Below are 11,674 nucleotides of genomic sequence, written 5' to 3' on the forward strand. Positions count from 1 at the left end.
CTTGGCAAGGGGGCATTTATTTGCGCAGAGCGGCTGTTCGCCAGGAGCTGATTTGAATGCTGCCGATCAGAGGTCTATAATAGAATATTGCATCACATTCCTGAACTAAACGGAGGTTCATCCTTATGCGCAAGTTTGAATTTTATAATCCTACCAAGTTGATTTTTGGACAAGGTACTATAAGTGCACTTCAGACGGAAGTGCCCAAATACGGTAAGAATGTACTGCTAATGTATGGCGGCGGCAGCATTAAGCGCAGCGGTCTGTACGAGAATGTACTCAACGAGCTGAAGGCCATTGGTGCAGTAGTTACGGAATTGTCCGGTGTAGAACCGAATCCGCGTCTGTCCACTGTACATAAGGGTGTAGCCTTGTGCCGTGAGAATGCTATTGATCTGATCCTCGCCGTAGGCGGAGGAAGCGTGCTGGACTGTGCCAAGGCGGTTGCAGTGGGTGCGAAATATGACGGGGATATGTGGGACTTTGTAGAGCGCAAGGCCGCTCCGCAGGGGGCGCTTCCGCTGGGAACCGTGCTCACTATGGCTGCTACAGGCTCGGAAATGAACAATGGTTCCGTGATCACCAATGAAGTCACCCAAGAAAAAATGGGTTGGGGCAGTATTCACGCCTTCCCGGCTTTCTCGATTCTTGATCCGGAGAATACCTTCACTCTGCCGCGTGACCAGACCGTTTACGGGATGGTGGATATCATGTCCCACGTACTGGAGCATTATTTCCATACTGACGGTAATACACTGGTGCAGGACGGGTTCTGTGAGGCGCTGCTTCGCACAGTAATTGCCACTGCGCCGAAGCTGGTTGAAGACTTGAACAACTACGAACTGCGCGAGACAATTATGTATTGCGGCACGATGGCACTGAACGGAATGGTAAGCATGGGATTTGCGGGAGACTGGGCAACCCACAATATTGAGCATGCCGTATCGGCTGTATACGATATTCCACATGGCGGCGGATTGGCGATTCTCTTCCCGCACTGGATGAAATATAATCTCAGCACGAACCCTGCCCGGTTCCGTCAGCTGGCTGTTAATGTATTTGGCATTGATGCTGCCGGCAGATCCGATGAAGAGGTGGGTCTTGAGGGTATCGAAGCGCTGCGCCGTTTCTGGGATTCCATTGGCGCGCCGAAGACACTGGGCGACTATGATATCGATAACAGCGAGATTGGCAACATGGCCGACAAAGCTGTCCGCTTTGGACCGTTTGGGAATTTCCGCAAGCTGCAGCGTGAAGACGTTGTGGAAATTTATACAATGGCACTGTAAGCGGAACGGCAGCCTTCTGCCAGTCAATCCTTAAATGAGCTATGAACCGTCCCTTTCGGGGGACGGTTTTTTTCTTTTCATCCTACAATACTGAGATATTTAACCAAGATTGTGAAACCGAGGACATGGTTTGTGCGTTTAACCTAGTATGACAGTCCGGAAGTAAAGACGGGAGGAGAACGATATGGAGACGCTGTATTTGGGCTGTTTGGCGCTTGGCGTCATCTTTGCCGTGGTCAGCGTAATTGTGGGAGATCTGATCGGCAGTGCCCTTCATGGCATTTTTGATGTGGTGTCCTTTCATTTCATCAGCCCTGCTGTTCTGGCAGGAGGTATCACTGTATTCGGGGGAGCAGGCATTCTGCTGACCCGGTACAGCAGTCTGGAGAACGGCCCCATTCTGGCCCTGTCCCTGCTGTCTGCGGCGTTCATGGCTGTTGTCATGTATTTGGGGGTGGTAAAGCCTATGGACAAGAGCGAGATGTCCAGCGGGTTTTCTATGAGCGAGCTGCCCGGCAGAATCGGTGAAGTAACGGTTCCTGTTCCGGCACAAGGCTATGGCGAGATTATGGTGAAGTTCGGTGCAAGCAATAGTCTGCATACAGCGGCAAGCTTTGATCACCTTCCGCTTCCTGCCGGAATTAAGGTTGTAGTGGTTGAAGTCAAAGAAGGTGTTGCGGTTGTGTCTGAATTCGAAAAGCGAAAAGGAGAGGACGCGTAATGTACGGTTTGCCTGAATACTTATTTATACCTGTCGTGGTTGTTGCGGTGCTCTTTGTGTTCGGCATTGCATTTTGGGCACGGTATAAAACGGTTGGCCCCGATGAAGGGATGATTGTCACCGGTTCATTCCTGGGTAACAATCATATTTCCGATGACGGCTCCGGCCGCAAGATTAAGATTGTCCGCGGGGGCGGAGCGTTTATTCTGCCGGTTTTTCAGAAGGCTGAATTCATGTCGCTGCTGTCCCACAAGCTGGATGTGACGACGCCGGAGGTGTACACCGAGCAGGGTGTACCTGTGATTGCCGACGGGGTGGCGATTATCAAGGTGGGCAGCTCCACCGAGGATGTGGCCACGGCAGCTGAGCAGTTCATGGGCAAGCCGATTGAAGCCCTGAAGAGCGAAGCACAGGAAGTGCTGGAGGGCCATCTGCGGGCGATTCTAGGCTCCATGACTGTGGAGGAGGTTTACCGCAACCGGGACCGCTTTGCCCAGGAGGTTCAGGGGGTAGCGGCGCGTGATCTGAAGAAGATGGGGCTGCAGATCGTTTCCTTCACCATTAAGGATGTGCGCGACAAGCACGGATATCTGGAAGCGCTCGGGAAGCCCCGGATAGCGGCCGTGAAGCGCGATGCAGAAATTGCCGAAGCCGAAGCGCTGCGGGATGCGCGAATTCAGAAGGCTAATGCGGAAGAGCAGGGGCAGAAGGCCGAACTGCTGCGTGATACGAATATAGCCGAAGCGTCCAAGGAGAATCAGCTGAAGGTTGCTGCTTTTAAGCGGGATCAGGATACCGCGAAGGCGGAAGCCGACCAGGCTTACCACATTCAGGAGGCGCGTGCCAAGCAGACGGTGGTTGAAGAGCAGATGAAGGTCGAACTGGTGCGTAAGGAACGGGAGATTGATCTGCAGGCCAAAGAAATACAAGTGCGTGAGAAACAGTATGATGCTGAAGTGAAAAAGAAAGCCGAGGCTGACCGCTATGCGGTAGAGCAGGCGGCAGAAGCCGACAAGGCCAAAAGAATGCGTGAGGCGGATGCCCTGCAATACAGTATAGAAACCCAGGCCAGAGCTACTTCCGAGCAGAAAAGGCTGGAGGGTCAGGCGGTGGCAGATGCCGAACTGGCTAAAGGTAAAGCAGAATCCGAGGTTATCCGGCTGCGTGGTCTTGCGGAAGCAGAAGCTAAAGAGAAGTTGGCGGAAGCGTTCCAGAAATTCGGCGAGGCCGCAGTCCTCGATATTATCGTGAAAATGCTGCCTGAGCTGGCTGGACGCATCGCCGAGCCGCTGGCTTCCATTGATAAGCTGACTGTGGTGGATACCGGCAACGGAGAGGGGGCTGCCCGTGTCAGCAACTATGTGACCCAGTTAATGGCTACGGCTCCTGAAATGCTCAAAAGTGTCTCCGGGATCGATGTGGAAGCCTTAATCAAGGGATTGACGGCAGGAAAGGCAGGCACCAAAGCGCCGGCGGCTTCACCTGTCAGCCAGCCTTCAGCTCTTACGGCTCCCGCGCCTGTTGCGTTAGCTGAGAAGCCCGCAGAATAACAGGACCATGAATCTGGGGATGACCGGCAGCTCAGCCTGTCATCCCTTTATTTTTTAGTACTCGACTTAATGAGAAAGTGTAGGGAGGCCATATGCAGCTGATTCTGGATAATATCCGCAAAAGCTTTGATGACAAATCTGTACTTAAAGGCATCGATTTTACATTTGAAAAAGGTAAAATTTACGGCTTGCTGGGGCGCAACGGTGCCGGCAAAACTTCACTGTTCAACTGCCTGAGCGGAGAAACACGCATGGACAGCGGAGGCGCTTTTCTGCGAAGAGATGAAGTCAGCCTGCCGCTGCTCGAAGAGGAGATCGGATATGTATTTTCGCTGCCCATTCTCCCGGAGTTTCTGACAGGTTATGAGTTTGTGAAATTCTATATGGACATCAACCGGGATAAAATCCAGCCGGGCAAAACCATCGGGGACTATTTTGATATCATCCGTTTCGAAGAAGAGGACCGCCACCGGTTGATCAAAGGCTATTCTCACGGCATGAAGAACAAAATCCAGATGCTGTGCTTCATCATCACCCGCCCGCCTCTGATTCTGCTGGACGAGCCGCTTACTTCGTTCGATGTAGTGGTGGCGCTGGAGATCAAGAAGCTGCTCCGTGAGATGAAGCAGGATCATATTATTATTTTCTCCACCCATATTCTGCAGCTTGCCGCCGATCTGTGCGATGAGCTTGTGGTGCTGAACAATGGCGTGCTTCAAGAGATCCCTGCAGACATCCTGCATAGTCCTGAGTTTGAGGAACGGATTATTGCATTGCTGAAGGATGGCGGCGAACATGATTAGCACGCTGAACACCATTATGCAGATCCGGGGGGCCTCGGGTGCGAACCGTCTGCTGTATTATTTTGGGAGATTACCTCTGGTCGGCAAACTGGTAAATGACAGCGTGTATTCCCGGACCTCCCTGAAGAAGATTTTTACCATAGTGGCCCTTATTCTGAAAATCATCTGGGGTTTCCTGACCAAGTTTGCCTACCTGGGGCTTATTGTGTATCTGCCTGTCGTTCTCGCTGCCAAGGAGCTTACGCTTCCTGAGCAATACGATCTGTACCTGCAAGTGCTTGTATTGCTGAGTTTTGGGGTGGGCACTGTGTCCAACGCCATTATTTTGGAACCGAAGCGGGATAAATATATTTGTGTCAAGCTGATGAGGCTGCCCGCCGACAAGTACATGCATGCTGTCCTGACGCTCAGAGCCCTGACTTTTTTTATTTATTTTGTGCCTGCGATGATGGTATTTGCTCATGTATATAGCGCACCGCTCTGGCAAGGAGTGCTTCTGTCCTTACTGCTCTCACTATGGCGTATTGCCGGTGAAGCACTCCATCTGTGGATATTTGATACGAGAGAAATAGTACTGGTCAAAAAAAACGGTCTGGTCTGGTCCGCCATTGGAGTGGGGTACCTGCTGGCATTTGTGCCTCTGTACAGGGGAAACGCGCTGATGGATATGGATGGAGTGTTGTTCAACCTTTCCCTGAGTGTGGCGCTTGTGGTCCTAGGAGCGTTGTCTGCATTGTATATCGGCAGGTATCCCGGCTACCGTAACGCAGTGGACGCGGTCACCAAGATTGATGATCCGCTGCTGGATATGGGACGGATGATGAAAGAGGCAAATAGGAAGCAGGTCGAGACCCAAGAGAAGGATTTTACATCCAATCAGCTGCGGCCCGGACAATTTGCGGACAAAACCGGCTATGCCTACCTGAACGCGATCTTTTTCTCCCGGCACAGACGCTTCCTGATTCAACCCATCCAGCGGCGTCTGTTGATTATTGGCGCACTGTTTGCAGCCGGTCTGCTGATTCTGCTAACTGCGCCGGATACATTCTCGAATCTGGTTCAGTATATAATGAGCGCTCTGCCTATGCTTGTCATTGTCATGAGTTTCACCTCTATTGGGGAGCGGGTATGCAAGGCGATGTTCTTCAACTGCGACCTTAGTCTGCTGCGGTATGGCTTTTACCGTGAGCGGTCTGCAGTCCTGAGCAATTTCCGCGTTCGACTGCTTCGCATCAGTGGTCTTAATCTGATTCCAGCCGCAGCGATCTGTGTGGTAGTAAATGTGCTCATTCTCTTATCGGGGGAAAATTGGGGAATGACGGACACGCTGATTTTCAGCGGTGCAATTCTTGGCCTGTCGCTGTTTTTTTCCGTGCATCATTTGTTTATGTACTACATCTTTCAGCCCTACAGCACAGAGTTGAACGTGAAGAATCCGTTCTTCAGTATCATGAACAGTATTGTTCTAGGTGTGGGCATTATATGCATGCAGTTTCAGAGTACCCCGGCCCATTTTGCGGTGACGGTGCTGTTTGTTTCTGTTGCCTATGTGCTGATTGCCTTGTTCCTGGTCTACAGATATGCGGCAAAGACCTTCCGGGTGAAATAATTACTTTCGCTGTTGTTTACTGATTCTGGACTAAAAAACATGTATTATAGCTTGATGTTTAGAATGAATATTAAGTATAATGGTGTTTAGTCTTATTTTAAGATATTTGCTGCTTAAGTTCGAAATCCGTAATTCGAAGAGGTGTACGTAGTGAGCAGCATAACAGTAGCGAAAGTACTCAATAATAATGTGATAATCGCCCAGCATCCCCAATATGCCGAAGTGGTTGTCATTGGCAAGGGCATCGGGTTTAACCGTAAAACACGCGACCGGATTAATCTGTCCTCTGTGGAGAAGATGTTTATTCTCCGCAACCAGGAGGAACAGGAACAATATAAGCAGCTAGTTCCCCAGGTCGAAGAGAAGCTCATAGAGGTCATGCAGGAGATTGTTTTGCACATTATGCAGAGCAGCCGCCAGCCGCTGAATGAGCATATCCATATAGCGCTTACTGACCATATCTCGTTCGCCATCCGCCGAAACGAGCAGAATATAGCCATTCATAATCCGTTTCTGTACGAAACCAAAGAAATCTATCCGGAAGAATACAACCTGGCGGAGTATGCGGTGGAACGGATTAACGCGGCGATGGGGGTAAAGCTGCCGCCGGATGAAGTTGGTTTTGTTGCCTTGCATATTGTCAGCGCACTTAGCAACCGGCATATCTCCGAGGTCAAGCAGCATTCCCTGCTGATCGGTGATATGGTGAACCTGGTGGAAGACAATCTGGATTATCATATCCCGAGAGACTCGCTGGATTATTCCCGTCTCGTGACCCATCTGCGTTTCGTCCTGGAGCGGCTGCGCCGGGGGGAGACTGTGCGGGAGACCTCATCGCTCGATGGACTAATGAAACGCGAATACCCCGAGATGTATATGCTGGCCTGGAAGCTGACTAAGGTCATTGAGCAGCGGGTGCACATTCCGGTGTATGCGGCTGAGGTAAGCTACCTGACGATTCATCTGCAGCGGCTGGCCCAGAAAAAAGAGGATGAAGCAGACATGGAACTTCCGGAGTAAGAATCCAAACAAATAACCCTGTTTTCGGGGTTATTTTTGTGCTTGCATGTTCAAAAGAACGGTGCTACAATGATTCCTGGTTAAACTAAACAGAATACAAAGCGTGTAACTGATACGATCAGGCATGAGTGATTTACAGTATTTTGGTTGTCCAGCCCCAAGTCGGGGTAATCTAACCTTGTGTTAGAGGAACAACCTGTATGCTGTGTTGCTCATGCCTTTTTTGGCTTCTGTTTGAACGAAATTAACACTTAAGGAAGTGACCTCAATGTTCAAAAAACTGTTTGGTGTGTTGCAAAGGGTCGGTAAGGCGCTTATGCTTCCAGTGGCCATTCTGCCTGCGGCAGGCTTGCTCCTTGGGATCGGTAACATGCTGGTTAACCCTGACTTCCTCCAATACGTTCCGGCACTGGAGAATAATGTAGTTCAAGCCATTGCCAATGTTTTGATGAATTCGGGACAAATTGTCTTCAGTAACCTGTCACTTCTCTTTGCAGTCGGGGTAGCCATCGGGCTTGCCGGCGGTGAAGGGGTAGCCGGACTTGCGGCTATTATCGGGTTCCTCGTCATGAACGTGACCATGGGAACCGTGCTTGGCATTAATGCATGGGTGCTGAGCAAGCAGGACTTCGCCTATGCGAGTGTACTTGGGATTCCAACCCTGCAGACCGGTGTCTTCGGCGGTATCCTGGTCGGGATACTAGCAGCGGCTATGTACAAGCGGTTCTTCCGTATAGAGCTCCCGTCCTATCTCGGCTTCTTTGCGGGTAAACGTTTTGTTCCAATTATGACGGCAGTCACTTCCCTGCTTCTCGGGCTTGCACTGACGATCATCTGGCCGCCAATTCAACACGGTCTGAACTATGTATCGCAGAGTATGATCAACACGAACCTGACGCTGTCGGCCTTCATCTTCGGGGTCATCGAGCGTTCCCTGATTCCATTCGGTCTGCATCACATCTTCTACTCGCCGTTCTGGTATGAGTTCGGCAGCTATGTCGATAAGGCCGGGGATCTCGTTCGCGGTGACCAACGGATATTCATGCAGCAGCTGCGTGACGGCGTGGATTTCACAGCGGGTACCTTTACAACCGGTAAATATCCGTTCATGATGTTCGGTCTGCCTGCAGCGGCGCTGGCGATCTATCATGAAGCCAGACCTGAGAATAAGCGGGTTGTCGGCAGTTTGATGGTTTCAGCGGCCCTGACTTCTTTCCTGACCGGGATTACTGAGCCACTGGAATTCTCATTCCTGTTCGTAGCTCCGCTGCTGTTCGCAGTACATGCTATATTTGCCGGCTTGTCCTTCATGACCATGCACATCCTGAATGTTAAAATCGGGATGACCTTCTCCGGCGGTTTCATCGACTATGTGTTGTTCGGTGTAATTCCGAACCGTACAGCATGGTGGCTGGTTATTCCGGTAGGTCTTGTGCTTGCGGTTATTTATTACTTTGGATTCCGCTTTGTAATCCGGAAGTTCAACCTCAAAACACCGGGACGTGAAGATCCTTCCGACGATGTAGAGGAAATAAGCACAGAGAATGTATCCAGAAGCGGTGATGATCTGCCGCGCAACATTTTGGCTGCACTGGGCGGTAAAGAAAATATTACTCATCTGGACGCTTGTATTACACGTCTTCGTGTAGAAGTTAAAGATAAGGCCGGCGTGGATAAGAACCGTCTGAAGAAGCTTGGCGCATCAGGCGTGCTCGAAGTCGGCAACAACGTTCAGGCGATCTTCGGAACCCGTTCCGATACGATCAAATCACAGATTCAGGATGTGATGAACGGCAGAACTCCAGCCGCCGCACCAGCTGCAGCTGCTCCGCAGCCTGAGCTGGAGAAAAAGGCAGGAGAAGAAGGCGCAGCGATTATTCCTGAGGATATCGTATCTCCGGTCAACGGGGAGCTGCTCGATATTACACAGGTGCCGGATGCGGTGTTCTCCCAGAAGATGACCGGTGACGGCTTTGCGTTCCTGTCAGACGACGGTAAGATTGCTTCACCGGTATACGGTAAAGTGTTCAACGTCTTCCCAAGCAAGCACGCGATTGGCATCATGTCCGATGGCGGCAAGGAAGTACTGGTTCACATCGGCGTAAATACGGTTAAGCTTAAAGGTCAGGGTTTCACAATCCTGGTCGAAGAAGGCGATCTGGTAGCCGCAGGACAGCCGATTATGGAGGTTGATCTGGAGTACGTTAAGGCTCATGCGCCTTCCGTAATTTCACCAGTCATTTTCTCCAATCTGCCGGAAGGCTCTGCAGTTACGCTGAAGAAGCCGGGTAAAGTGGTTATCGGCGACAAGGATATCATCAGTATCCTGTAAAATGTGCAATGAGGCAGCGCTTCCTTTATACTTAAAGGGAGCGCAGCCTTCACCATAAAAAAACAAATCCTATATGAACAGAAAGCGAGTTGGATATTATCATGCAAAAAACATTCAGAATTATCGACGAAGACGGAATTCACGCACGCCCGGCAACAGCGCTGGTAAATACGGCAACAAAATTCAAAGAAACCGAAGCTTTTGCAGAAGCTAAAGGTAAAAAAGTAACCCTTAAGTCCATCCTTGGCGTTTTGTCTCTGGGTCTTGAAGCAGGCGATACTCTGACTTTGATTACTGAAGGCAGTGAAGAGTCCGAAGCGCTGAGCGCACTTCAGGAAGTTATGGTTAAAGAAGGGCTGGGAGAGCTGCATGAGTAAAATTTCAGGAATCGCGGCTTCAGCAGGTATTGCCGTAGCCCGTGCCTTTATCCTGGAACATCCGGATTATACCATTACGAAAACAGCTATAAGCGATGTGGAGGCGGAGGTTGCCAAACTGACAGACGCGCTGGGGAAGTCCAAAGCCGAGCTGCAGAGCATCAAGGAACGCACCCTCGCTGAACTGGGCGAGAAGAAAGCGGAGATCTTTGAATCCCATCTGCTGATTCTGGAAGATCCTGAGCTGATCAGCCCTGTAATGGACAAAATCCGTGAGGAATTGGTTAATGCGGACTATGCCTTAAATGAAGTTGCCACTCAGTTTATTGAGATGTTTGAAAATATGAAAAGCGCGTACCTTCAGGAACGCGCAGCCGATATGCGCGATGTGACCAAACGGGTGCTGAACCACCTGCTGGGTATCCATTATGTCAGTCCTGCCGAGATCAGTGAGGAAGTTATTGTTATCGCCCAGGACCTGACGCCTTCCGATACAGCACAGCTGAACCGCAACTTTGTCAAGGGCTTCACGACGAATATCGGTGGACGCACCTCGCACTCGGCCATCATGGCCCGCTCCCTGGAAATTCCGGCGGTAGTCGGCACCAAGAACGTACTGTCCGAAGTGAAGGCAGGAGATCTGGTAATTGTGGATGGTCTGAATGGTGATGTTCTGATCAACCCGAGTGATGCTGAAGTAGCGGAGTACAAAGCTAAGCAGGCAGCCTATGATCTGCAAATCGCTGAGTGGAAAAAGCTCCGCGACGAGCCGACCGTATCCGCTGACGGCAAGCATGTGGAGCTGGCTGCCAACATTGGTACACCAAATGATGTGAACGGTGTAATCGAGAACGGCGGCGAAGGCGTAGGCCTGTACCGGACGGAGTTCCTGTACATGGGCCGCGACAAGCTCCCTTCCGAAGAAATCCAGTACAATGCTTACCGCACAGTGCTGGAGAATATGAACGGCAAGCCGGTTGTTGTACGCACACTGGATATCGGCGGTGACAAGGAACTGCCGTACCTGGATCTCCCTAAGGAAATGAACCCTTTCCTCGGCTTCCGGGCGATCCGCCTGTGTCTGGACCGTCAGGACATTTTCCGCACCCAGCTCCGCGCACTGCTCAGAGCAAGTGCCCACGGTGATCTGCGGATCATGTTCCCTATGATTGCTACACTCGGCGAATTCCGTGCAGCCCGTGATCTGCTGCTGGAGGAAAAGGCCAAGCTCCGCGAAGAAGGCAAGGAAGTGTCTGATAACATTCAGCTTGGCATTATGGTGGAGATTCCTTCGACCGCTGTTCTGGCTGACCAGTTCGCCAAAGAAGTGGATTTCTTCAGTATCGGAACCAATGACCTTATCCAATATACAATGGCTGCAGACCGGATGAACGAACGGGTATCTTACCTGTATCAGCCATACAATCCAGCCATTCTGCGCCTGGTCAAAATTGTAATCGATGCTGCGCATGCTGAAGGCAAATGGACCGGCATGTGCGGTGAAATGGCTGGCGACAGCACGGCGATTCCGCTGCTGCTGGGACTCGGCCTTGATGAATTCAGCATGAGCGCCACTTCCATCCTCCCGGCACGGAGCCAGATTTCCAAGCTCTCTGCTGCAGACATGAAGGAAATGGCAGCAAAAGCGCTGCAGCTCGGTACCGCCGAGGAAGTTGCCGCACTTGTGCAGAGCAGTGTGAATTAATTGTTGCTTTAAGCATTACTCCGTTTTTTAGCAAGTCTACTTTTCCAACTACTTTATGCCGGCCTCCTTTTGGGGGCCGTTTTTTTGCTTGTCACTATACTTGCAGGGTTTGGATGGTTCTTGCTAACAGCTTAGCAAGAACCCACTGCTGTTGTTATTGGCAGTTGTAACATTATTCAGTGCAGCTTCGTCAGAAGGATATAATAGGCTATGAGTTAGTACATAACATCAATTTACAGTAGCTATCCAATCCATAGCAGGTTATACT

The 11,674-nt window shown here is 50.8% G+C and carries 9 protein-coding genes; all 9 read left to right on the forward strand.

Going from position 1 to position 11,674, the window contains the following annotated elements; all coding sequences use genetic code 11:
* Positions 1 to 125: 125 nt before the first annotated feature.
* The 9 genes from A3849_RS00250 (at position 126) to ptsP (ending at position 11,406) form a co-directional block, all read left to right on the forward strand.
* Positions 126 to 1,289, forward strand: a complete 1,164-nt coding sequence (locus tag A3849_RS00250; RefSeq protein WP_074109628.1) for an iron-containing alcohol dehydrogenase — start codon at positions 126 to 128, stop codon at positions 1,287 to 1,289.
* A gap of 184 nt (positions 1,290 to 1,473) precedes the next feature.
* Complete coding sequence (locus A3849_RS00255) at positions 1,474 to 2,010, forward strand: NfeD family membrane protein (protein WP_074109629.1); 537 nt, start codon at positions 1,474 to 1,476, stop codon at positions 2,008 to 2,010.
* On the forward strand, positions 2,010 to 3,560 hold the full coding sequence (locus tag A3849_RS00260) for a flotillin lipid rafts scaffold protein FloT (protein WP_143191695.1): 1,551 nt from the start codon (positions 2,010 to 2,012) through the stop codon (positions 3,558 to 3,560). Before A3849_RS00255 ends, A3849_RS00260 begins: the two co-directional genes overlap by 1 nt.
* A 92-nt stretch (positions 3,561 to 3,652) precedes the next feature.
* Positions 3,653 to 4,363 carry an ABC transporter ATP-binding protein gene (locus tag A3849_RS00265; RefSeq protein ID WP_074109630.1) on the forward strand — a complete coding sequence of 237 codons (711 nt, stop codon included), beginning with the start codon at positions 3,653 to 3,655 and terminating at the stop codon, positions 4,361 to 4,363.
* Positions 4,356 to 5,972: a hypothetical protein gene (locus tag A3849_RS00270; RefSeq protein ID WP_074109631.1), complete on the forward strand. Its 1,617-nt coding sequence runs from the start codon at positions 4,356 to 4,358 to the stop codon at positions 5,970 to 5,972. Before A3849_RS00265 ends, A3849_RS00270 begins: the two co-directional genes overlap by 8 nt.
* A 150-nt stretch (positions 5,973 to 6,122) precedes the next feature.
* Positions 6,123 to 6,992: a glucose PTS transporter transcription antiterminator GlcT gene (glcT, locus tag A3849_RS00275; protein WP_074109632.1), complete on the forward strand. Its 870-nt coding sequence runs from the start codon at positions 6,123 to 6,125 to the stop codon at positions 6,990 to 6,992.
* A gap of 268 nt (positions 6,993 to 7,260) precedes the next feature.
* Positions 7,261 to 9,324: a glucose-specific PTS transporter subunit IIBC gene (gene ptsG / locus A3849_RS00280; protein WP_074109633.1), complete on the forward strand. Its 2,064-nt coding sequence runs from the start codon at positions 7,261 to 7,263 to the stop codon at positions 9,322 to 9,324.
* 101 nt (positions 9,325 to 9,425) lie between these two features.
* Positions 9,426 to 9,701 (forward strand): HPr family phosphocarrier protein, encoded by a 276-nt coding sequence (locus tag A3849_RS00285; protein WP_074109815.1) that lies wholly within the window; start codon positions 9,426 to 9,428, stop codon positions 9,699 to 9,701.
* Positions 9,694 to 11,406 (forward strand): phosphoenolpyruvate--protein phosphotransferase, encoded by a 1,713-nt coding sequence (gene ptsP / locus A3849_RS00290; RefSeq protein WP_074109634.1) that lies wholly within the window; start codon positions 9,694 to 9,696, stop codon positions 11,404 to 11,406. Before A3849_RS00285 ends, ptsP begins: the two co-directional genes overlap by 8 nt.
* Positions 11,407 to 11,674: the final 268 nt, after the last annotated feature.

This window comes from Paenibacillus sp. P46E (assembly GCF_001909095.1).
Taxonomy (GTDB): domain Bacteria; phylum Bacillota; class Bacilli; order Paenibacillales; family Paenibacillaceae; genus Paenibacillus_AQ; species Paenibacillus_AQ helianthi.